The 22,399-nt window shown below is 38.6% G+C and carries 19 protein-coding genes; 9 read left to right on the top strand and 10 right to left on the bottom strand.

Going from position 1 to position 22,399, the window contains the following annotated elements:
• The first annotated feature begins 633 nt into the window (after nucleotides 1-633).
• Complete coding sequence (gene pruA / locus CKW03_RS16350) at nucleotides 634-2,271, top strand: L-glutamate gamma-semialdehyde dehydrogenase (protein ID WP_093100339.1); 1,638 nt, start codon at nucleotides 634-636, stop codon at nucleotides 2,269-2,271.
• A gap of 151 nt (nucleotides 2,272-2,422) precedes the next feature.
• Here pruA and CKW03_RS16345 read toward each other — a convergent pair whose 3' ends face one another.
• Entirely contained in the window at nucleotides 2,423-2,788 is a 366-nt protein-coding gene (locus CKW03_RS16345; protein ID WP_093100338.1) for a hypothetical protein, read from the bottom strand.
• 380 nt (nucleotides 2,789-3,168) lie between these two features.
• Nucleotides 3,169-3,420, bottom strand: a complete 252-nt coding sequence (locus tag CKW03_RS16340; RefSeq protein WP_093100337.1) for a hypothetical protein — start codon at nucleotides 3,418-3,420, stop codon at nucleotides 3,169-3,171.
• Between the two features lie 137 nt (nucleotides 3,421-3,557).
• Here CKW03_RS16340 and CKW03_RS16335 point away from each other — a divergent pair, with 137 nt between their 5' ends.
• Together CKW03_RS16335 and CKW03_RS16330 are read left to right on the top strand one after the other, a co-directional pair.
• A complete protein-coding gene (locus tag CKW03_RS16335; RefSeq protein WP_093100336.1) occupies nucleotides 3,558-5,036 on the top strand; it encodes a DUF5687 family protein in 1,479 nt (492 codons plus the stop codon).
• Nucleotides 5,037-5,060: 24 nt separating this feature from the next.
• Nucleotides 5,061-5,759, top strand: coding sequence for an ABC transporter ATP-binding protein (locus CKW03_RS16330; protein ID WP_093100335.1), 699 nt, complete (start codon nucleotides 5,061-5,063; stop codon nucleotides 5,757-5,759).
• Nucleotides 5,760-5,884: 125 nt separating this feature from the next.
• Here CKW03_RS16330 and CKW03_RS16325 read toward each other — a convergent pair whose 3' ends face one another.
• The 4 genes from CKW03_RS16325 to CKW03_RS16305 all read right to left on the bottom strand — a co-directional run bounded on the left by CKW03_RS16325 (nucleotide 5,885) and on the right by CKW03_RS16305 (nucleotide 11,077).
• A complete protein-coding gene (locus CKW03_RS16325; RefSeq protein ID WP_093100334.1) occupies nucleotides 5,885-7,072 on the bottom strand; it encodes a metallophosphoesterase family protein in 1,188 nt (395 codons plus the stop codon).
• A 199-nt stretch (nucleotides 7,073-7,271) separates the two neighbouring features.
• Nucleotides 7,272-8,297 (bottom strand): recombinase RecA, encoded by a 1,026-nt coding sequence (gene recA, locus CKW03_RS16320; protein ID WP_093100333.1) that lies wholly within the window; start codon nucleotides 8,295-8,297, stop codon nucleotides 7,272-7,274.
• Nucleotides 8,298-8,436: 139 nt separating this feature from the next.
• Nucleotides 8,437-9,099 carry an endonuclease III gene (gene nth / locus CKW03_RS16315; protein ID WP_093100332.1) on the bottom strand — a complete coding sequence of 221 codons (663 nt, stop codon included), beginning with the start codon at nucleotides 9,097-9,099 and terminating at the stop codon, nucleotides 8,437-8,439.
• A gap of 352 nt (nucleotides 9,100-9,451) precedes the next feature.
• The gene (locus tag CKW03_RS16305) at nucleotides 9,452-11,077 is read right to left on the bottom strand and encodes a S8 family peptidase (protein WP_093100330.1); all 1,626 of its coding nucleotides are present in this window, start codon (nucleotides 11,075-11,077) and stop codon (nucleotides 9,452-9,454) included.
• Nucleotides 11,078-11,201: 124 nt separating this feature from the next.
• On the opposite strand from CKW03_RS16305, the gene CKW03_RS16300 reads away from it, so the two are divergent.
• Nucleotides 11,202-13,358, top strand: coding sequence for a S9 family peptidase (locus tag CKW03_RS16300; protein ID WP_093100329.1), 2,157 nt, complete (start codon nucleotides 11,202-11,204; stop codon nucleotides 13,356-13,358).
• 73 nt (nucleotides 13,359-13,431) lie between these two features.
• Here the strand turns inward: CKW03_RS16300 and CKW03_RS16295 are convergent, their stop codons facing one another.
• Nucleotides 13,432-13,680, bottom strand: a complete 249-nt coding sequence (locus CKW03_RS16295) for a hypothetical protein (protein WP_093100328.1) — start codon at nucleotides 13,678-13,680, stop codon at nucleotides 13,432-13,434.
• Between the two features lie 504 nt (nucleotides 13,681-14,184).
• On the opposite strand from CKW03_RS16295, the gene CKW03_RS16290 reads away from it, so the two are divergent.
• From CKW03_RS16290 to argC, 3 genes are all read left to right on the top strand, one after another.
• Nucleotides 14,185-14,901, top strand: a complete 717-nt coding sequence (locus CKW03_RS16290) for an N-acetyltransferase (RefSeq protein WP_093100327.1) — start codon at nucleotides 14,185-14,187, stop codon at nucleotides 14,899-14,901.
• 41 nt (nucleotides 14,902-14,942) lie between these two features.
• A complete protein-coding gene (gene argG, locus CKW03_RS16285; protein WP_093100326.1) occupies nucleotides 14,943-16,130 on the top strand; it encodes an argininosuccinate synthase in 1,188 nt (395 codons plus the stop codon).
• A gap of 95 nt (nucleotides 16,131-16,225) precedes the next feature.
• Nucleotides 16,226-17,245 (top strand): N-acetyl-gamma-glutamyl-phosphate reductase, encoded by a 1,020-nt coding sequence (gene argC / locus CKW03_RS16280; RefSeq protein WP_093100325.1) that lies wholly within the window; start codon nucleotides 16,226-16,228, stop codon nucleotides 17,243-17,245.
• Nucleotides 17,246-17,449: 204 nt separating this feature from the next.
• Here argC and CKW03_RS16275 read toward each other — a convergent pair whose 3' ends face one another.
• The 3 genes from CKW03_RS16275 to sucC all read right to left on the bottom strand — a co-directional run bounded on the left by CKW03_RS16275 (nucleotide 17,450) and on the right by sucC (nucleotide 21,130).
• The gene (locus tag CKW03_RS16275; protein ID WP_093100324.1) at nucleotides 17,450-18,262 is read right to left on the bottom strand and encodes a hypothetical protein; all 813 of its coding nucleotides are present in this window, start codon (nucleotides 18,260-18,262) and stop codon (nucleotides 17,450-17,452) included.
• Nucleotides 18,263-18,332: 70 nt separating this feature from the next.
• Nucleotides 18,333-19,646, bottom strand: coding sequence for a glutamate-1-semialdehyde 2,1-aminomutase (gene hemL / locus CKW03_RS16270; protein ID WP_093100323.1), 1,314 nt, complete (start codon nucleotides 19,644-19,646; stop codon nucleotides 18,333-18,335).
• A gap of 284 nt (nucleotides 19,647-19,930) precedes the next feature.
• Nucleotides 19,931-21,130, bottom strand: coding sequence for an ADP-forming succinate--CoA ligase subunit beta (sucC, locus tag CKW03_RS16265; protein ID WP_093100322.1), 1,200 nt, complete (start codon nucleotides 21,128-21,130; stop codon nucleotides 19,931-19,933).
• Nucleotides 21,131-21,275: 145 nt separating this feature from the next.
• On the opposite strand from sucC, the gene CKW03_RS16260 reads away from it, so the two are divergent.
• Both CKW03_RS16260 and CKW03_RS16255 read left to right on the top strand, forming a co-directional pair.
• On the top strand, nucleotides 21,276-21,929 hold the full coding sequence (locus tag CKW03_RS16260; protein ID WP_093100321.1) for an ABC transporter ATP-binding protein: 654 nt from the start codon (nucleotides 21,276-21,278) through the stop codon (nucleotides 21,927-21,929).
• 1 nt (nucleotide 21,930) lies between these two features.
• Nucleotides 21,931-22,398, top strand: a complete 468-nt coding sequence (locus tag CKW03_RS16255; RefSeq protein WP_139185518.1) for a hypothetical protein — start codon at nucleotides 21,931-21,933, stop codon at nucleotides 22,396-22,398.
• The last annotated feature ends 1 nt before the right edge of the window (nucleotide 22,399 follow it).

Here is a 22,399-nt window from a genome sequence, read left to right as displayed (position 1 = left end):
ATTACTTCGACCTCATTCGAGATTCATTCCGAAAAATCGCAAAATGTTTAATCCCATGATACTCATCTATTCGAAGCGATCTTAGGCTCTTTCCGAAGGATTCTTGAATATGCCTCGAATAAGTCCCGACTGAACCCAGGTTCAAGACATAAAATGGAAAAGAATTATGAGCCCTATATTTTTACCGATAATAAACATGAATTATCATTGGTATGTTAAATTTTTTAACGCGCTGAACAAAAGAATTAGATAATTGTTAACCGAGCAGCAAAGACCATCAATCCAGTAATGTATGTAAAGGCAGTGGCAATACATGGAAAAATTTGGCTTATGCACATAATATGCTTAAAATGATGCTGTTTACGCATTTTTTAAGCCTATACCGGTTAATTTAGGTAAACATTTATTTTGTATCTTTGATAGGAAATAAATAAAAATGGACAAAATATGTTTATTATCGGTTCAGATATGTTGTTCATTCCGTTAATCATTTCAGTATCTTCGTATGGGTTATTTTGATAAGAATCTTGGAAGGAGAAATAATAGCGTTCTATTGATTTTTATTGGAATACCTGGATGGAACGTCCATCCGTTTTTGAATATTTTTATGAATCAAAAAAATAATTTTTAATTATGTTGAAAGGTTTTTTTACAGTTCCTACGCCAGCAAATGAGCCCGTTTACTCATACGCTCCTGGAACTAAGGAAAGAAGTTTATTAAAAGAAGCTATTGCTGCTGCAAGAGCAACAGAAATAGATATCCCGATGTACATCGGAGGCGAAGAGGTTCGCACGAGTAAGAAAGTTAAAATTACGCCGCCACATGACCATAAACATGTGTTAGGTTATTTCAATCAAGGAACAAAAGAAAATGTTAAAGAAGCAATTGATGCTGCTTTAGCGGCTAAGAACGATTGGGAAAACCTTCCTTGGGAACAGAGAGCTGCGATCTTCTTGAAAGCTGCTGAGTTGATCTCTACCAAATATCGTTATAAATTGAATGCTGCAACCATGCTTGGACAATCTAAGAATCCTTACCAAGCGGAAATTGATTCAGCATGTGAGATTGCAGATTTCTTGCGCTTCAACGTGAAGTACATGAGCGAAATCTACCAACAACAACCTCCGATCAACCCTAAGAATGTATGGAACAGAATTGAGCAACGTCCTCTTGAAGGATTTGTATTCGCATTGACTCCATTCAACTTTACAGCCATTGCAGGGAATTTACCTACAAGTGCTGCCATGATGGGTAATGTTGTCGTATGGAAACCAGCTAATACACAGATCTATTCTGCAAATGTATTGATGGAGATCTTCAGAGAGGCTGGAGTTCCTGCTGGTGTAATCAACTTGGTATATGTATCAGGTCCTGATGCTGGTGATGTAATCTTCAAGCACCCTGATTTTGCTGGTATCCACTTTACTGGATCTACTGGTGTATTCCAAGATATCTGGAAAACTATTGGTGAGAACATCCACCTTTACAAAACATATCCACGCATTGTAGGTGAAACTGGTGGTAAAGACTTTATCTTGGCTCATCCTTCAGCTGACCTAGATGTATTGAATACGGCATTAGTTCGTGGAGCATTTGAGTTCCAAGGACAGAAATGTTCAGCGGCGTCACGTGCTTACGTTCCTAAATCCCTTTGGAAAGAGTTGAAGGAAAAAATGGAACGTGATATCAAATCTTTCAAAATTGGTGGAACGGAAGATTTCAGCAACTTTATCAATGCTGTAATCGATGAGAAAGCTTTTGACAAGATCACTAAATATATCGATAGAGCAAAAGAATCTAAAGATGCTGAGGTAGTGATCGGCGGTGAGTACGATAAATCAAAAGGTTACTTCATTAACCCTACGGTTATTGTTGCTGAGAAAGCAGATTACGAAACCATGTCAGAAGAATTATTCGGTCCAGTATTGACAATTTATGTTTATGATGACAAGAAATGGGCTGAAACATTGAAATTGGTCGATACAACTTCAATTTATGCATTGACAGGTTCTATTATTTCACAAGACCGTTATGCTATTGAAGAAGCTACCCATTACTTGCGTAATGCAGTTGGTAACTTCTATATCAATGATAAATGTACAGGTGCTGTAGTTGGTCAACAGCCGTTTGGCGGTGCTAGAGGTTCAGGTACCAACGATAAAGCCGGATCTATGATCAACTTGTTGCGTTGGGTATCTCCAAGAACAATTAAGGAAACTTTTAACCCTGATGTAGATTACCGTTATCCTTTCTTATCAGAGGAATTATAGAGTATTAATTAAAATAAGTTAGAGGAGCTATCTGTGATGGCTCCTTTTTTTTACTTATTTAACCTTCAGTGAGATGATTTTTTTCTATCAAGCCCTTGTATGGGGTATGGATTAAAAAGTAGTTTTCTCAAACTTACGATGACACCGATCCTTAAAAAAAACAAAAAATAGATTCTTCGTTACTTTTGGAGCGCAAAAGTAACCAAAACGCTTCAGCCCATTTAAGGTGGCTTTTCGCGCGGGCTCCCGCACATGGATAGAATGCTTTGTTGTCGGGAATATCTTTCAGAAGATCACCCCTTTTAATGGGATGAACTTCTGAAAGTATTCCAAGGCCAATCCCATCGCACAGGCATCGGCATTCTTTCCATTTTTCCGCCACTGGAATTGAGCCGGGGGCTAAAGGAGTTCCTGCGGAAGGATTGATGTTCGTAAAATTGGGAACCCTTGAAAGGGGTGAAATATTTTTCTGCAATTCCACTTTAAGAGCGTAAACAATAAAAAATGGTTCTCTCATCTTACGATTCGAGATGACAACGATTCCTTAAAAAAAATAAAAATTAGATTCTTCGCTGCGCTCTGAATCCCTCTCTAAGACATTTCCAATTCTGAACGCTGAGTGAAGAATCTGTACGCAAATGTCCACTACATTTTGTCATCCTAAATCGAATGTTTAGGACCTGTTCGTCAATGCAATCCGCAGTATTTCAATCATTTTTTTGTATAGTTTCAAGATCCTTCCTACATCAGGATGAACGGCATAATTGTGAACGTGGTTCGAGGACCTGTTCGTCAATGCAATCCGCAGTATTTCAATTATTTTTTGTATAGTTTCAAGATCCTTCCTACATCAGGATGAACGGCATAATTGTGAACGTGGTTTGAGTGACCTGTTCGTCAATGAAAACTTATTATATTCAAAATAGGATGCGGGCTTATGGAATAAGCCCCTACGAATTTGGGGTCAAATATAGTCAAGGAAACAAGATTCATATCATAATCTTGGTCCATCCTCTTATCCCATGAATCCTGGTTCATATCATAATCTTCGTCCGTCCTCCCATCCCATCCATCCTGGTTCATGCCCAGATCTTGGTCCGTCCTCCCATCCTCGTTGGGTGAGCGGAGTCGAACCCAATCCTGGTTCATATAATCCCCATCTCCCAAGTCCTACTTCAAATATTTTTCTATCATTCCCTAAATTTTCTTATTTTGATACAGAAAATCACTACAATACTAACGTGGTGTTACCATTATTAAACTGATCATCAATTAGAGCTGCGTATATGTTTAAAAGATTGTTTTTATTGGAATGGAGGTCTTTTTTTAGGTCGGCTGATCTGGGGAAAAGTTTGTCGGTCAGGCTTCTTCTAGCTTTCCTAGGAATTTATTTTCTAGGGTCTGCGGTGACCTTTGGAGTATCGTTACATTTCTTGATCAGTGAATTGTTCCCAAATCAGGTGCCGATCCATTTTGTGGGGAAATTTCTGTTGTATTGGTTCTTTTTGAGCTTCTTGATACGGTTGATGATGCAAAAGCTTCCCATATTGAATGTCAAGCCTTTGTTGGTCTTAAATATACCACGGAGTAACATTGTGAACTATACGCTCTTGAAATCATCTAATTCTTTTTGGAATTGGATGCTGTTGGCCGTTGTTGTGCCCTATTTGATAATTACTGCAAGAGTAACTGATTTCACGAATTTTCAATTATTAGCTTGGTGCATTGCCGTCGTGGGATTTGAATATGTCATTAACTACCTGAATCTTTATGTACAGCAGAATTTCGATAATGGTGTTTTGAAGACCCTTCCAATTCTTGCATTACTTGCAATCATATTTGGCTTGGATTATTTCGAAATATATTCCGTTTCAGGATTATTTGGACAGTATTTCGATCTGGTTTTACAATATTCAGTTTTATGTTTAGCTGCGGTAGTCTTAGCGGTATTGAGTTATTTTCTGCTCTATCATGATGTCAAAAAGAATTTGTTTTTGGATGCTTATCTGCAAAAAGAAAGATCGGTAGTCAAAAATTATGATCTTTCATGGACGAACCGTTTTGGAGAATTGGCTCCCTTTCTTCAGTTGGACATGAAATTGATCTGGAGGTCGAAAAGAGCGAGGACAGTAATTTACTCTTGTTTGATATTTGTCCTCTATGGCCTACTTTTCTATCCACAAAAGGAAGGTAACCCGACTTCTTTAGTTTTTGTTGGGGTTTTTATTACGGGAATATTTGTGATCAATTTTGGTCAATTTGTTCCAGCTTGGGATAGTACCTACTATGCGATGCTCATGACTCAAAATATGCCTATCAAATTATATTTGGAATCCAAAGCGATGCTGATGTATCTCTCAATTGCAATCATGACCGTGTTGAGTACGGGTTATCTTTATTTCGGATGGATAATTGTTTGGGTGAATATTGCTTGTGCGATTTATAATTTAGGAGTCAACGTGCCTGTTATCCTCTATTTCGGATCCATGAATAGGAAGAGGATTGATCTAGATAATGGCAATATCTTTAACTATCAAGGTACGGGTGCAGCTCAATGGTTAGTGGGTATTCCGTTATTGATTGCACCAATTATTATTTGGGCAATTGCCTATTATGCGGGGGGAATCCATGTGGCCAATATTACACTGATTGTCATTGGCTTAATTGGGTTTGCTATGAGGAATGAAATATTAAATAGGATCGCTAAAAAGTATCAAGAGAATAAGTACAAGATATTGATTGGGTTTAAGGAAGTTAATAATTAATTGTAGATATTGAATTGAAAATAAATGATCGAGATAAAAGATATAATAAAAAGCTATAATGGAATTCGGGTACTTAATATCCCGAGTTTACATATTGGCAAAGGCGAGAGTGTAGGGGTAGTTGGAAATAACGGCGCAGGGAAAACAACTATGTTTAGTTTGATTTTGGATCTTATCCAACCGGATTCTGGCGAGATATTATTGAATGGTATTCCAGTTCATGGACAAGACGGATGGAAGAAATTTACCACAGCTTTTATTGATGATAGCTTCCTGATTGGATACCTGACCCCCGAGGAATATTTCTATTTTCTAGGCGAGTTACGAGGGATGAACAAAAGTGATGTAGATGCTCTGTTGGCAGAGCATGCAGAATTTTTTAATGGTGAAGTATTAGATAAGAAAGTCTACGTCCGTGATCTATCCAAAGGAAACCAAAAAAAGGTGGGGATCGTTGGGGCACTCATTGGAAATCCGGATTTGATTATCTTGGATGAGCCTTTTGCAAACCTGGATCCAACCACACAATTTAGGTTGAAAAAACTGATTGCAAAAATAAGGGAAAATAAAGACGTAACGCTGTTGATTTCCAGTCATGATCTTTCCCATACAGTTGAAACTGCAGACCGGATCATTGCCTTGAACATGGGCTTGGTTGTAAAGGATGGTATCAAAACGGAAGAAACATTGGCAGAGTTGAATTCATTCTTTGCTGTTGAATAATAAGCTTAATGGCTAAGCCTATTTTATGGCTTAGCAGAAAATAAATAAGAATCCCAGATTGAAGATGGCCTTAGCTATTCTTTAATCTGGGATTCTTTTATTTAAAAGTTGGCTCTTGAGTTTGCTTAAACATTTTTTGAGAACCTATTGATCGTACTTCCGTCGTCAAGGTTCAAGGATACTTGAAGGGTTTTGCCTTGCGCGGTGATATCTACGTAGGTTCTGTTTCCTGCTTTTGGCCCACCACCAATGATCACATAATAGTTATGGGAATTGTCTGGTGGGTGGAAGCTGTATTTATGGGTGTGTCCAGAAATCACGGCATCCACTTTATTGCTATTCAGTATATCGTGGAAGCACTCATAATTATGTTTTGTACCATGCCAATCATCCGAGTGATGGAATGGAATATGGGTGATGACAAGGGTATGTTTTGCTTCTTTACGTTCTTTTGATTGGAGGACTTTTGACAACCATTCCTTTTGCTCCAATCGGTAGTTGTCATAATCTACTGTCCCTGCATAAACTTCATGGTCATCTGGTTTATCTTCACCGCTGTCTAGGATAATCCAATAGATGGGCCCCATGCGGAAGGCTTGGTAGAATTTGTTTTCTGGATAATCAAAGTATTTTTTATAGTCCCTGGCAAAAGCTCCCCTTGTTTCATGGTTGCCTCGGATCATGAGGAATGGAATAGTGCTGGCAAACTTATTTCCTACAGGCTTCAATAGTTTTTCGGTCAGGTCTGCTTGGTTGGTCACATAGTGGAAAGAATCGCCATTTAAGAATACCAAATCCTTTTTTGCCAATTTGCTCTTATCAAATAGGTAAGTGTAGCTGTCTTTATCTTCATGGATATCGTTCAGGATCAAACAGTGTATGCTATCCTGTTTTGGTTGAGGCAAGGTGATATCGAAAGGCTCCGACTGGATAGTGCCAGCATACTCAATTTTGTAGGGTTCGAATTTGCTGATTTCCTTTGCCACGACCTTATATTTTAACTGTCCGTTTTTATGGTTCACTTGGAATTTGAACAGTTCCGCATTGGCATTTCGCATTCCATCTTCGACCTGATAAACGGATTTCAGGGTATTGTTGTTGGCATCAAGGACTTCAATCCAAGCTAGGCAAGGTTTGTTGAAAATGGCACAGATGGTTACTGTTTCAGCGTTTAGGTTTTGTAGGTAGGGTGGGCAGGCTAATGAAAAGGCTGCATTTTGTTTCGGGACCAGTTTTTCTGCATAAGCGGGGGTGCTAGCTCCTAAACCAATTAAACCAATTCCCTTAAGGAAGTTTCTTCTATTAAAACTCATGCTTGTTTATGGTTAATTTGTGTACTTGTAAATTTATAAAAAACATCTTTGTATTACACAAGTTATTCCTGCTGTAGCAACAGTTTGACAAAAGCGGGTTTGAGCTATAAAAAAAAACAGCACCTCCATTGAGATGCTGTTTCAATATATACTCCTATTAATTTGAAACCTAGAGGAGTTTTGTAAAAAATGATTCTAATTAATCTTCTTCTCTGATAGCAGCTTGATCAAGATCTACACCACTTACTTCAGCTCTGATTTTGTGTTCTAGTTCATCCATTAAATCTGGATTGTCTAAAAGCAAGGTTTTAACGGCATCTCGGCCCTGTCCAAGTTTAGTGTCACCATAGCTGAACCATGAACCCGATTTTTTAACGATTCCGTATTCAACGCCTAAGTCGATGATTTCACCAACTTTAGAGATACCTTCACCAAACATGATGTCAAATTCAGCGATACGGAATGGAGGAGCAACTTTATTTTTAACGATCTTCACTTTTACGCGGTTACCTGATACTTCATCAGAATCTTTGATCTGTGAGGTACGACGGATATCCAAACGTACGGAAGCATAGAATTTCAAGGCATTACCACCAGTGGTTGTTTCAGGGTTACCGAACATAACACCGATTTTCTCACGTAATTGGTTGATGAAGATACAACAACAGTTGGTTTTTGAGATTGTACCGGTCAACTTACGTAAAGCTTGGGACATCAAACGAGCTTGAAGACCCATTTTGGATTCACCCATTTCACCTTCAATCTCACCTTTAGGTACTAAAGCTGCAACCGAGTCAATAACAATAACGTCGATGGCTCCAGAACGGATTAAGTTATCAGCAATTTCTAAAGCTTGCTCACCATTATCTGGTTGGGAAATCAAGAGGTTTTCGATATCTACACCAAGCTTCTGTGCATAATATTTATCAAAAGCGTGCTCCGCATCGATAATCGCTGCGATACCGCCTTTTTTCTGCGCTTCTGCTACAATATGAGTAGCTAAGGTAGTCTTACCAGAAGATTCAGGGCCATAGATTTCGATAATACGTCCTTTTGGAACACCACCAATACCTAAAGCGATATCTAAGCCTAATGAACCTGTAGAGATAGCTTCAATAGGTTCAACAGCTGTATCGCCTAATTTCATGATGGTACCTTTTCCGTAGTTCTTTTCTAATTTATCTAATGTAAGCTGTAAGGCTTTTAATTTGTCTGAGTTGCTCATATTTTTAGTATAACGTTGTCAAAAATAATTTATAATAATGAATTTTACAAATAAAATGCTAAAAAAGTTAGTTATTTTATGTTAATGTTTTCTTGAGGTGCTTTTTTAATTGTTTAAAGCTGGTATTTGGAAGTTTGATTTAATCTTTGTGAACCAATTTTGCCTTTTTATTTCGTTCAAAATATCGACAAAAATAGGAGATTGGGCAAATATCGCATTTTGGCGATCTAGCCAAGCATATATACCGACCATGTAAGATGAGCCAATGGTGAGCCATAGCTATGGTATCTTTGGGTAAATGTTTGACAAGTTGCTTTTCTGCTGCAAGCGGAGTTGTTGCCTTATTGGTCAAACCAATTCTATCGGCGACACGGAACACATGGGTATCTACCGCCATGGCAGGGTTATGGAAAACAACAGAAGAAATTACATTGGCTGTTTTTCTTCCTACTCCAGGAAGTTTGACCAGGTCTTCTACCTTTTCAGGGATTTCTCCATGGAATTCACTCAGGAGCTTTTGCGCCATCCCAACTAAGTGCTTTGCTTTGTTGTTAGGATAACTTACCGACTTAATATAAGTGAATACTTCATCGGAGGAGCTTGCCGCTAGGGATTCAGGGTTAGGATATCGTTCAAATAAAGCAGGAGTGACCTGATTGATGCGTTTGTCCGTGCATTGTGCGGAAAGGATTACTGCAATCAGCAATTCAAAGGGATTGCCATAATTCAGTTCCGTTTGAGCATCGGGATTATGGGTAGAAAAATATTCAACAAAAGCCTTGTAACGTTCTTTTATCAGCATAAACAAAGATAATAATATTTCTAGGGAAGATTTAAGCTTTGTGAAGGGAATAGTGTATAATTGACGAAGCCACTCTTTCTTAGAATGGCTTCGTTATTATAAGTTACGTAAGGTCTTAGAATAATTGAGGATACTTTCTATAGTTCTGTCTTCTGGATCTTTAGACAACTGTTGTATGCAACTTTTGATTTTCTCCTCGAATGATAATTCAAGATTAACGTCTTGAATGATACCTGAAAGTTGACCTTCGTAATTTACTTCTTTTGTTTTAGTAGAGTTTTCGACCATAAGCATCTTGTTTTCTATCTAAACGCAAGATACTTAGCAATATTGTGAAAAATTTAACATTTTTTTACTTTTTTTCTGAAACTAATTTATTAGCCTCTACGATAGCGTTATAGGCATTCACAATACCTCCACTTACACTGATTTCATCCAGATAGACACGTTTCGTGTTACCATCTTTTTTGATTTTTACTTTTTGGTCTACTTTAGTTACGCTCTTCATGATCACATCTTTCACTTGTTCTGCAGTCAATGAAGGGTAATAAGCACGGATCATCGCTGCTAAACCTGCAACAACAGGGGCTGCCATACTTGTACCTTGGTTTTCTTTGTATTTAGATTCAGGGATGGTCGAGTTGATCTTAACACCCGGTGCAAACACATCCACACTACGATAACCATAGTTTGAGAAGCTGGCCAATAGATCAGCATCTTGTTTCAAGCCTGTAGCACCTACCGTGATCCAATTTTTAGCTTCTCCGACAATAGCATCTACACTATCCGTAAAATACTTGGTTGGATAGTTTTTCTCAATATCATTATCTTGGGAATCATTACCAGCGGCATGAACAAGTAAAACATCCTTGGATTCTGCATATTTTATAGCTTCATCCACTGCTTTTTTATTGTAAGCATAACCTTTACCGAAGCTCATGTTTATTACTCTTGCGCCATTGTCCACTGCATAACGGATTCCATTGGCAACATCTTTGTCGCGTTCATCACCATTAGGTACTAGACGAACAGCCATGATCTGAACGTTGTCCGCAACGCCGTTAACTCCTTTGTTGTTGTTGCGCTTGGCCCCGATAATACCGGCAACGTGTGTTCCATGTTCCGCATCTGGACCTTTTACGTCTGGGTTTCCGTAATCCCGTTGAGAGGCATCTTCGTAATTGTCGCCTACAACGTGCCTTGGATCAAACTCCTTGTTCAAATGGTAATCCGCTTGATCTGTAAAGTATGTTACAGCATCATTGATATCGGTGTAGAATTTATCGAATGAACCATTGTCCAGTTCTTTCTTTGCAATTCTTACAGCCATTTTTTGTTGGTCACCTTCCGGTTGGAAAGCGTCTAAATCGGCTTTAGTGATATCTTTTGGTTCTTTGCCAATTTTTTTGATTACTGCATCCACTTCATTTTTAAGTCGACCGTAGTTCAACTTACCGAAAGATGCTTCTTCCATTTTGGAAGTATAATCGGTGATCATTTTTTGGTAGGCTACGAATTCCCTTCTTTCTTTTTCAGAAAGCGGCGTAGTTGGCAATACTGAAATGTATTTAGGTTCGTAAATTCGGATCAAGCGGGTTACCTCTAGGTTGTCTTGATTAACATTCAAACCATCTTTACCTCCAATAAAGTTCCATCCGTGGACATCGTCGATATAGCCGTTGCCATCATCATCTTTGCCATTACCTGGGATTTCCTTTGGATTGGTCCATAATACATCCTTTAAATCTTCATGTTGGATATCCACTCCACCATCAAGAACGGCCACAACTACTGGAGTTGCTTTTTTTCCTTTTAAAAGTTCTTGGGCTTTTTCAGTACTGATCCCCATGACACCGTCTTTTTGAAAATCAAGATTATACCAATTTGCGGGAGGAGTAGCAGTCTTATCTTGGCTAAAACCAAGTGTCGGAAGAATTCCTAAAGCTAAATAGCACAGAAATTTATTTGTTCCTATCATATTTTTATAGATTATAATTCGACAAATTTAATATTTTCAACTAGATGCTTTTGTTAATTAATCTAAAATCACAAAAATTTTATCTTATTTTTAAGCATTCAATAACCATTATTAACTAAATAGTATGAAAGATAAATATGTAATTGGTTTAATATTGTCAATCATGATATCATCCTGTTCATCAGATAACAAAGTACAGAAAGAGCCATTGAACTGGCCCGATTCAAGCGCACCTATTGCCGAAAAGAAAGCCCATGAAAGAATAATCCACGGTGATACCGTCTCTGATCCTTATTATTGGATGATTGATTATTTCAAGAAGGGAGCTGATTCTGCACAGGTAGTAGCCTATCTGGAGGCAGAGAATAAATATACCGAAGCCATGATGAAGGATACTGAATCTTTTCAGGATATCCTATTCAAGGAAATGAAAGGTAGGATCAAGGAAACTGATGAGAGCGTTCCATATTTGAAAAACGGGTATTATTATTATCAAAGGACCGAAGAAGGCAAACAATATTTCAAGCTTTGCCGTAAGAAGGGTAGTTTGGATGCTAAGGAAGAAGTGCTATTGGATGTAGATAAGATGGCGGAAGGATTTGCCTATTATGCCATCGGTGGTGCTACGGTAAGCCCGGATAACAAATTGCTTGCGTTTTCAGTTGATACCGTTTCAAGAAGAGAATATGTTATCCAATTCAAGAACCTGGAAACGGGGGAGCTATTAGCGGATAAAATTGTAAGGACTTCTGGTGGTTCAGTATGGGCATCTGATAATAAAACGATCTTCTATACCTCCAAGAATCCAGTGACCTTATTAAGTGAAAAGATCAAGCGCCATACCTTGGGTACAGATGCTGGATCGGATGCCGTAGTTTATGAAGAAAAGGATAACACCAATTATATAGGTGTAAGTAAATCCAAGAACGATCAATATATCTTTATTTATTCAGGAGGTACGCTAAGTTCGGAGACTAGGTATATAAAGGCAGATGAGCCGAATGCAGAGTTCAAGGTTTTCCAACCTAGAATGAAGGATGTGCTGTATGATGTGACGCCATTGGCAGATAAGTTTTTGATTGTTACTAATGACAATGCCCAGAACTTTAAGGTAATGGAAACGCCATTGGATAAGACTACAAAAGAGAATTGGAAGGAATACATTCCGCATAGACAGGGTGTTTTGGTTCAGGGGATTGATGAGTTTGCTAATTATGTAGCCATTTCGGAAAGGAAAAATGGATTGACACAATTGGCAATCAGAAACCTAAAGGACAACTCGCAGCACTACCTGGATTTCGGTGAAGCGGCATATACGGTCTATCCAAGTACGAATGCAGAATATAATACCGACGTAATAAGGTATGGATATACATCGATGGTTACTCCCTCGTCAACTTTTGACTATAATATGAAAACCAAAGATAAGACCTTGATGAAGCAACAAGAGGTTCTTGGTGGTTATGATATGAAGAATTATGTGACTGAGCGCGTCATGGCGAAGGTAGCAGATGGTACGGAGGTTCCTATTTCTATTGTCTATAAGAAGGGAACCAAAAAGGATGGTACTGCTCCATTGTTATTGTATGCCTACGGTTCTTATGGCAATTCCATGGATCCAAGCTTCAGTTCTTCGAGATTGTCCTTGTTGGATAGAGGGTTTATCTATGCCTTAGCTCATATCCGTGGTGGTGAGGAAATGGGTAGACAGTGGTATGAAGATGGAAAAATGATGAAAAAGAAGAATACTTTCACGGATTTTATAGACTGCGGGAAGTTTTTGATCGATCAGAAGTTTACCGCTAAGGAACATCTCTATGCCCAAGGTGGAAGTGCAGGAGGATTATTGATGGGTGCTGTGATCAATATGTCACCTGAGATCTGGAATGGAGTGATTGCTCAGGTACCATTTGTTGATGTAGTCAATACCATGCTGGATGAAAGCATTCCATTGACGACGAATGAGTATGATGAATGGGGTAATCCAAACAACAAAGAAGCTTATGATTATATGAAATCATATTCTCCGTATGAAAATATTGAGGCTAAAGAATATCCAAACCTATTGGTGACAACAGGGCTTCATGATAGCCAGGTGCAGTATTTTGAGCCAGCAAAATGGGTCGCGAAATTACGTGCAACCAAAAAGGGCAATAATGTAATCCTATTGAAAACGGATATGGATTATGGACATGGTGGAGCTTCTGGAAGGTTTGACTATCTGAAAGATGTTGCATTGAGTTATGCATTCCTATTTAAGTTGGAAGGAATTACCAAATAAAATAGGAATAGAGATATACAAGAAAGGGCAATAGATGATTCTATTGCCCTTTTTTCTATGATTAGAGAATTTCTTATTTGTGATTTAAGCTATCAGCTCTGTTTTCTGCTTCAATTTCGCGGGCATCGATTTGATGCTGTTTGTAGTTTTCCATTGCGATCTTGCTGGCACGTTGGGAAACGACCAAACCAAAAATGGCAACTACCGTTACGACTATTACTCCCCACATATATTTCTTTTTGTCTTGCTTAACCAACCAGTACATAAAAAGGATGTAAGGGATAACGAATAGGGCGTAAAAAAAGATACTTGGACCAACCATGATTTTTTAATTTGATGCAAAATTAAGGATTTATTTATATATCGATGCAAATGCTTCATTTTGAATTGAAATCTTACAAAACAATGAAAGATTTTAAACCTTTCAATAATTGGAAAGTCTGATTGAAAGGTTTTCAATGAATTTAGGGCGAATTTATTTTATAAATAAAAAAACTACTTTCAGATTGCATAAAAGAAAAAAATAATTGTTTACTTTTGCGCTGTCTGATCACTAAGTATATAAGACAAAAATATATGTATTGTAACAAGTTAAATATGAATTCTTTCGCTCAAGCTTGCATCAAGCTTAGTATAAGGGCATATTATGCAATGCGTAGATTTAACTGTCCAGTTCTTCGATTCCGACGACCTATTCTGCCTCGAGCTTGATACCGAGGCAGGCAAACTTCCCATATTGTCATTCGCCCGGCTCGGCGATTGATATTCAAATTAGATTAGTTAGTTCAAATACTTTGGTATTTATTTTTTAGGTCGACATTATTCAATGACAATCTCAGATTTTTTAATTATTCCCGCGACGGCAAACCATGTAAAGTATGCCGACGAAGTCTGTAATGAAATGTTCGAGTCTGCAAAGGCTCGTGGGACAGGTATTGCACGCAGAAAACCAGAATACGTAGCGCGTAAGATGGAGGAAGGTAAGGCAGTTATTGCTTTACATAAGGATGGGACTTGGGCTGGTTTCTGTTATATTGAGACCTGGAGCCATGGTGATTATGTGGCGAATTCAGGCCTTATTGTCAATCCGCAATTCCGTAAGGTAGGTTTGGCAAAAGCCATCAAGAAACGTGTCTTTGACCTGTCCAGAGAGAAGTATCCGAATGCGAAGATTTTCGGATTGACCACAGGATTGGCAGTCATGAAAATCAATTCTGATTTAGGATATGAGCCGGTTACTTATTCTGAGTTGACGCAAGATGAGGAATTCTGGAAAGGATGCCAGTCTTGTGTGAACTTTGACATCTTGGTTTCTAAAGATCGTAAGAACTGTATGTGTACGGCGATGTTATGGGATCCAGTGGAAAAGGAAAAAGAGCTTAAAGAAAAGATCCTTCGTAAAGCAGAAGCTAAAGAGCGTCTGGATCGTATTTCCAAAAAGCAATCGCTATTGAAAAGAATAGAAGCCAAGCTTTGGAGATCGACTAAAAAAATGGTCGCTGCGGTAATTCCCGTAGGGATTAGACCTGTTAAAGGTTTTTAATTTGTTATTTTTGTTATCATCAGCATATTAATCGTTATCAAATGAAAAAAGTAGTTTTAGCATTTAGTGGTGGGTTGGATACTTCCTTCTGTTGTATCTACCTGTCTCGTGACTTAGGATTAGAAGTTCACTCCGTTGTAGTAAATACCGGAGGTTTTTCAGCGGAAGAATTAAAGAATATCGAAAAAAAGGCCTATGACCTAGGTGTAAAGTCGCATACTACTATTGATGAAACTGAAGACTATTACCAAGACACCATCAAGTATTTGATTTTTGGTAATGTTTTGAAAAATGCTACTTATCCGCTTTCAGTATCAGCTGAGCGTGTTTGCCAAGCCACAGCGATAGCAAACTATGCGAAGAAAATTGGAGCAGAATGTGTTGCCCATGGTTCAACAGGTGCAGGTAATGATCAGGTTCGTTTTGATATGATCTTCCAAACCTTGATTCCGGGTGTAGAGATCATCACACCAATCCGTGATCTACAATTGTCTCGTGAGGCAGAAATTGATTATTTGAATTCACATGGTGTTGAATATTCTGCTGAAAAAGCAAAATATTCCATCAATAAAGGATTATGGGGAACTTCAGTAGGAGGGGCAGAGACGCTAACTTCGAATGAATACCTTCCAGAGTCTGCATGGCCAACTCCTGTAACTTCCACAGAACCTCGTAAGATCACTGTTGACTTTGAAAACGGTCAACCAGTTGCTTTAGATGGTGAGAAAATGAATCCAGTGAAGGTTATCCAAGAGCTTCAAGCGATTGCTCAACCTTATGGAATCGGTCGTGATATCCACGTTGGAGATACCATCATCGGTATCAAAGGACGTGTTGGATTTGAGGCTGCTGGGCCAATTATTTTGATCAAAGCACACCATGCTTTGGAAAAACATACCTTGACGAAATGGCAACTTTCTTGGAAAGATCAATTAGCAGGTTTCTATGGTAACTATATGCACGAAGGTCAGATGCATGATCCTGTAATGCGTGATATGGAGGCTTTCCTTCAAAGTTCACAGGATACTGTTTCAGGCCGCGTATTTATCGAACTTCACCCGTACCGATTTGTGATCTTGGGAATTGAGTCTGAGCATGATTTGATGTCCAACAAGTTTGGTTCATACGGTGAAATGAACAAAGGCTACACTGGTGATGATGTGAAAGGTTTCTCGAAAATCTTCGGTAACCAAACCATCATCTGGCACAAAGTAAATAACAAAGGCTAACCGCCTTTCTTCAAATATTGAAAATCTTTTTGCAAACCAAGGTAGCTGTCTAGGCTCCTTGGTTTTTGTTTTATATAGACTGATTATTTATCATAATGGAAAAAATTAAAGTAGGTATTGTAGGGTCGGCAGGCTACACTGGAGGTGAATTGTTTCGGGTGTTGATCTATCACCCGAACGTGGATATAATATTTGCCAATAGTGCTTCAAATGCAGGCAATAAACTTTCGGATGTACATAATGATTTGTTTGGAGATACGGACCTGACCTTCTCCTCTGATTTTCATTCTGACATCGATGTGTTGTTCTTATGTGTTGGACATGGTGATGCACGCAAGTTTTTGGATGCTCATCCCATTGATCCTTCGGTAAAGATCATTGATCTTTCACAAGATTATAGGCTTAAGGCAAACACAGAATACCAAGGAAAGAATTTTATCTACGGCTTGCCTGAATTGAATAAAGCTGATATCGTATCGGCACAGTATATCGCTAATCCTGGTTGCTTTGCTACGAATATACAATTGGCATTATTGCCTCTGGCAAGTAAAGGTTTATTGGGAGACCAGATCCATGTGAATGCGACTACCGGATCTACTGGTGCAGGTCAAAAACCATCTACAACAACGCATTTTTCCTGGAGAAGCCATAACCTATCGGCTTATAAATCTTTTGAGCATCAGCACCTGCAAGAGATCTCGGAATCGTTAAACCAATTGCAAGAGGGATTCCTTCCTGCGGGAGAGGGTTCTTTGCTGGAAAGAGCTGCACAGAAAATTAATTTTATTCCTCAACGTGGCGCATTCCCAAGAGGTATCTTTTCTGCCATCTATGTGGATTCGGAGCTTAGCGAAGCGGAAGCTTATGAGCTGTATGAATCCTATTATGCTGCCCATCCTTTTACGCATGTTTCAAAGGCTAATATCGATATCAAACAAGTTGTTAATACCAACAAGAGCATTATCCATTTGGAAAAACATGGCGATAAGCTATTGATCCTAAATATTACCGATAACCTATTGAAAGGGGCTTCTGGACAGGCTGTACAGAATATGAACCTGATGTTTGGTTTGGATGAAAAAGCAGGGCTGAACTTGAAGTCGGTTGGCTTTTAGGGGAGGGAGATATGAGATATGAGACATGTCCAGCTCTCAATAGTGTAGGCCGTATTTATTCTTATCTCATTTTCATCCAATATAGTAATAGGTGGTTGAGGAGATAGGTTGATATCTCAATACTCAAATCTCAAGACTCACATCTACCACATAAAAAAGGGGATAAAAATTAAATTATCCCCTTTTTTATGTGGTATTTACAACCTATTTCTCTAATAAGTTGATTTTTCTTTCCACTGAAACATTGTCTCCAGTTACTGCATTACCGTCTTTATCAACTAAAGTTAATTTAACAGTAGCTTCTCCTAGAGGCAGGTTAAGGATTTCATAAGGAACCCATTGATCCAAAGTGAACTCTTGACCGTTGATGTTTGCTTTTACTTTGAAGCTATCAGCGCCTAAAGTTGCATTCGATACGAAGAAGTCTAACAATAAAGTTTTGGTTTCTTCGCCTTTGTAATCACCTTTTGGTCTGCTGTAGAATAAAGATGGTTCAGTAGGAGTAGGAAGCTCAGCGATTTTACCATCAGCTTCTACTTTGAACTTCACTAGTTTTGAAGCATCTGCAGTCTTTAAAGATTCGTGGAATGAACGAGACAAGAAAGACATTAAATAGTGCTCAGAATTAACAGGGACTGTAAATGTATGTTCTGGTTTGTACAAAGCTACATACGGTGTGTTATCCAAGATAAAGTGGATATGCTGACCATCATGTGAGTTAGCCATGTGGTGCTCATGTTCAGTTTGTTCAGTTAGTTTAAAGTTCTGAACGTCATATTTAACGGTGATCTTTGCAGAGTCAGTTCCTACTTTTTCAGAAGTTAATGAAGCGATCTTCAAAGTTGCTCCAGGAAAGTCTTTAGCATGTTGAAGAGGATTTACTGCAATTGCGCCAACTGAGTCAGCTAATGCTGTAGAATCTTTAACTTCACCATCTTGATTTTTTGTCGGGGTATTGCAAGAAGCGAGTACCGCTGTTGCAGCTAATACTGCTAATGCTGATTTGAATGTTCTCATCACTTAATTTAAAATTTAGTCGAAATTTGTTATGTTACTAGAACAAATATAACGGTAAATTGTTTATTATTTATTGAAATACAATCTGTAAAGCTTCTTTTATAGCAAGAAGTGTTTTCTTAAGGTCATCTTCTGTATGAGCTGCGGAAATAAATCCTACCTCATAACCCGACGGGCCAAAATAAATCCCTCTGTTCAATAGCTCCCTATGCATGACTTTATATTTTTCCATGGATGCTGGATCGATTTCGTCAGCACGTTGGATTTTTTCCTTATCTGTAAAGGCAAACCAGAAAATTGAACCTATCGTCGTAATAGAAACTTCATATCCGTTTTCTTGAATGAAAGAGCGAAGTTCTGCAACGAATTCTTGCGTTGTTTTTTCTAATTTTTCATAGAATCCTGGTTGAGCCAGGATCTGCAAAGCTGCGATTCCAGCTGCCATGGCAACAGGGTTACCCGATAAGGTTCCAGCTTGGTACACGGAACCATCTGGCGAAATGCAGCCCATTAATTCTTTGGATGCTCCATAAGCGCCAACAGGCATACCACCACCGATAATCTTTCCGTAAGTCAAGATGTCGGGTTGTATGTCATAATATTTAGATGCTCCTTCAAATCCTAAACGGAATCCAGTGATCACTTCGTCCATGATTAATAAGGCGCCATTCTCCTTGGTAATATCTCTAAGGAAATGGATATAGTCTTTATCTTGGATCAATAGACCGTTATTCGCAGGGACTCCTTCGATAATAACCGCTGCAATTTGGTCTTTGAAGTCAGCAAATACCTTTTTAAGGGCTTCTTTATCATTCAATGCAATTACAATAGTTTCATCTGCGAAAGCTTTAGGTACACCCGCTGAAGAGGTTTCACCGAAGGTTACCAGACCAGAACCAGCCTTAACCAATAGAGAGTCAGAATGGCCATGGTAACAGCCTTCGAATTTTACGATTTTGTCTCTTTTGGTATATCCGCGAGCTAGGCGGATAGCAGACATCACGGCTTCAGTACCTGAGCTTACAAAACGGATTTTTTCAATCTTTTTGTTGTTGCTAAGGATCAATTCCGCTAGATCATTTTCAAGAGCTGTGGGAGCTCCAAAACTCAAACCTTTACCTAATTGCTCTTGCACGGCTTCACGGATTTCTGGCGTATTGTGACCAAGGATCAATGGACCCCATGAACAGCAATAGTCAATAAATTCATTGCCATCAGCATCCCAAAGATGAGCTTTGTCCCCACGCTCAATGAACAATGGAGTTCCATATACTGATTTGAATGCACGAACAGGAGAGTTTACACCACCAGGAAAGTATTCCTTGGCTTTTTCAAATAACTTCGCCGACTTTTCGCGAGAAATATCTGAAGTAGATGTTGTCATAGTTTTTTGTTTTATTGTATAGTACAAAAGTAGTATTTAGTAGTTAGTATTTAGTATTTAGATTAGGATAGGGCTCTAAATAGGGGGATTATGACGGAAATGTTATAATAATATTTGTACTAGCAATTAGTATATTGTTATTAGTAGTTTTTCATTATTGTAAATCACATAACCACCAATCTGAAAACAAGCAATAGGTCTAACTACTAAATACTTTATACTAAATACCTCATAAAAAAAGCGGGCTTTCTTGAGAAAAGCCCGCTTTTTTTATGGGAGGAAAATTATTTTCCTTCTTCTAATACTTTAGTTACAAGTTCAGCTGCTTCTTTCAATAGGATTGCTGAGTAAACTTTTAAGCCAGAATTGTCGATCAATTCTTTTGCTTCTTTCGCGTTTGTACCTTGTAGACGAACGATAATTGGAACTGGAATGTTTCCGATTTCGTTATATGCATCGATAACACCTTGAGCAACACGGTCACAACGAACGATACCACCGAAGATATTAATCAAAATAGCTTTTACGTTAGGGTCTTTTAAGATGATGTTGAAACCAGCTTTAACAGTTTCAGCATTAGCAGTACCACCCACATCTAAGAAGTTTGCAGGTTCACCACCGGCAATTTTAATGATGTCCATAGTTGCCATCGCTAAACCAGCACCGTTTACCATACATCCTACGTTTCCATCAAGTTTAACGTAGTTAAGGTTGAATTCTCCAGCTTCAACTTCAGTTGGATCTTCTTCCGTGATGTCACGTAAAGCAGCGATTTCTGGATGACGGTATAATGCGTTTTCATCCAAGTTTACTTTTGCATCAACAGCTAAGATTTTATCATCAGATGTTTTCAAAACAGGGTTGATTTCGAACATAGATGCATCAATTGAATCGTAAGCTTTGTATAATGCAGCAACAAACTTAACCATGTCTTTGTGCGCAGCACCAGTAAGACCTAAGTTGAAAGCGATTTTACGAGCTTGGAAACCTTGAAGACCTACTTTAGGGTCGATCTCTTCTTTGAAAATAAGGTGTGGAGTTTTTTCAGCAACTTCTTCGATGTCCATACCACCTTCTGTAGAGTACATAATGATGTTACGACCTGTAGCACGGTCTAATAATACAGACATGTAGAATTCTTTGGTTTCGCTATCACCAGGGTAGTAAACATCCTGCGCGATTAAAACCTTGTTAACTTTTTTACCTTCTGGACCAGTCTGTGGAGTTACTAGCTGCATGCCAATGATGTCCGTAGAGCGTTGCAATACTTCATCTTGGTTCTTCGCTAATTTCACACCACCACCTTTACCACGGCCACCCGCATGGATCTGTGCTTTTACCACAACCCAATCCGAGTTGAATTCTTCTTTCATTCTCTTAGCAGCTTCAACAGCTTGCTCTGGGGTTTCAGCAACAATACCTTCTTGTACTCTTACTCCGAAACTCTTAAGTATTTCTTTTCCTTGATATTCGTGAATGTTCATTGATAAAAAAATTTGCTGTAAAAATAGCGTATTTATTCGTAAGGGTCAAGTTATTATTACGATTAAATTGTCCTAATGTTACGCCTTGCGATTTAATATATTGTAGGAACGGCAAGTTGTTTTTGATTTTTGTTATTTTCGCAGTATGATCTTAAAGGCAAATAACATTTTTAAGTCTTATGGCGACCTTGAAATTCTCAAGGGTGTCAGTATTTCTGTCCGTAAAGGAGAGATTGTTTCCATCGTCGGTGCATCTGGAGCCGGGAAAAGTACACTGCTTCATATCATCGGAACATTGGATAAGCCCGATCAGGGAACTGTGCTGATCGAAGGGGAAGATGTTTTTGCCTTGAATGAAAAAAAACTGAGTGATTTTAGAAATAAACACATTGGCTTTGTTTTTCAATTTCATCATCTACTTCCTGAGTTCACGGCTCTAGAAAATGTTTCCATTCCTGGATTCATTGCTGGACAGGATAAAAAAGCAGTTGAGAAGCGTGCATTGGAACTCCTCGATATTTTAGGTGTTGCCCATAGAGCCCATCATAAACCTTCGGCAATGTCTGGGGGGGAGCAACAACGTGTTTCGGTTGCTAGGGCACTGATCAACAATCCTACCCTTATCCTTGCCGATGAACCTTCCGGTAACTTGGACTCAGAAAATGCTACGGCACTGCATCAATTATTCTTCGACTTGAGGGATAAGATGCAGCAGACTTTCGTCATTGTAACCCACAACGAAGAATTAGCGAGAATTTCGGATCGCACGATCCATATGAGAGACGGATTAATCTATTAATATGCAAAAGCTCCTAATAACTTTTGGAACAAGACCTTTAGCGCAAAGGCTATCCAAAATGTTGAATCAGCAACTTGAAGTACTATTTGCAACTTCGGAAGAAGTGCCTAGCTTTTTGGAAGCTAATTTCAAGAAAATTCCTACGGCTGCGAATCCAACTTTCGCCCATGAACTCCTGAAGCTTTGCTTAGACAAGGAAGTAAATTATCTTCTTCCTTTAGGTCTTAACGAGATTAATATCTTGGCGGAGTCTAAAGTTCTTTTCGAAGAATATGGCATACAATTGCTGGCTCCTGATAAGGATACTTTAGCAGAGTTGTTTGTTTTGGAAAACCCACCCTCCGCAGTAGAATTAGTGTTAGTCCATGAAGGGAAAAGCCTGAATTCCGACCGTCAGTTGGATATGGACGTTTCAGGTTTGTTTACCATTTCGGATGAAGGTGACGATATTGCGCTTTGTACCATTTAAT

This window comes from Sphingobacterium mizutaii (genome assembly GCF_900187125.1).
GTDB lineage: Bacteria > Bacteroidota > Bacteroidia > Sphingobacteriales > Sphingobacteriaceae > Sphingobacterium > Sphingobacterium mizutaii.
This window is presented reverse-complemented; position numbering and strand designations above follow the sequence as displayed.

Coding starts and splice junctions, on each gene's coding strand:
- pruA (WP_093100339.1), top strand. CDS start 634: ATGTTGAAAGGTTTTTTTACAGTTCCTACGCCAGCAAATGAGCCCGTT.
- CKW03_RS16345 (WP_093100338.1), bottom strand. CDS start 2,788: ATGAGAGAACCATTTTTTATTGTTTACGCTCTTAAAGTGGAATTGCAG.
- CKW03_RS16340 (WP_093100337.1), bottom strand. CDS start 3,420: ATGAACCAGGATTGGGTTCGACTCCGCTCACCCAACGAGGATGGGAGG.
- CKW03_RS16335 (WP_093100336.1), top strand. CDS start 3,558: ATGTTTAAAAGATTGTTTTTATTGGAATGGAGGTCTTTTTTTAGGTCG.
- CKW03_RS16330 (WP_093100335.1), top strand. CDS start 5,061: ATGATCGAGATAAAAGATATAATAAAAAGCTATAATGGAATTCGGGTA.
- CKW03_RS16325 (WP_093100334.1), bottom strand. CDS start 7,072: ATGAGTTTTAATAGAAGAAACTTCCTTAAGGGAATTGGTTTAATTGGT.
- recA (WP_093100333.1), bottom strand. CDS start 8,297: ATGAGCAACTCAGACAAATTAAAAGCCTTACAGCTTACATTAGATAAA.
- nth (WP_093100332.1), bottom strand. CDS start 9,099: ATGCTGATAAAAGAACGTTACAAGGCTTTTGTTGAATATTTTTCTACC.
- CKW03_RS16305 (WP_093100330.1), bottom strand. CDS start 11,077: ATGATAGGAACAAATAAATTTCTGTGCTATTTAGCTTTAGGAATTCTT.
- CKW03_RS16300 (WP_093100329.1), top strand. CDS start 11,202: ATGAAAGATAAATATGTAATTGGTTTAATATTGTCAATCATGATATCA.
- CKW03_RS16295 (WP_093100328.1), bottom strand. CDS start 13,680: ATGGTTGGTCCAAGTATCTTTTTTTACGCCCTATTCGTTATCCCTTAC.
- CKW03_RS16290 (WP_093100327.1), top strand. CDS start 14,185: ATGACAATCTCAGATTTTTTAATTATTCCCGCGACGGCAAACCATGTA.
- argG (WP_093100326.1), top strand. CDS start 14,943: ATGAAAAAAGTAGTTTTAGCATTTAGTGGTGGGTTGGATACTTCCTTC.
- argC (WP_093100325.1), top strand. CDS start 16,226: ATGGAAAAAATTAAAGTAGGTATTGTAGGGTCGGCAGGCTACACTGGA.
- CKW03_RS16275 (WP_093100324.1), bottom strand. CDS start 18,262: ATGAGAACATTCAAATCAGCATTAGCAGTATTAGCTGCAACAGCGGTA.
- hemL (WP_093100323.1), bottom strand. CDS start 19,646: ATGACAACATCTACTTCAGATATTTCTCGCGAAAAGTCGGCGAAGTTA.
- sucC (WP_093100322.1), bottom strand. CDS start 21,130: ATGAACATTCACGAATATCAAGGAAAAGAAATACTTAAGAGTTTCGGA.
- CKW03_RS16260 (WP_093100321.1), top strand. CDS start 21,276: ATGATCTTAAAGGCAAATAACATTTTTAAGTCTTATGGCGACCTTGAA.
- CKW03_RS16255 (WP_139185518.1), top strand. CDS start 21,931: ATGCAAAAGCTCCTAATAACTTTTGGAACAAGACCTTTAGCGCAAAGG.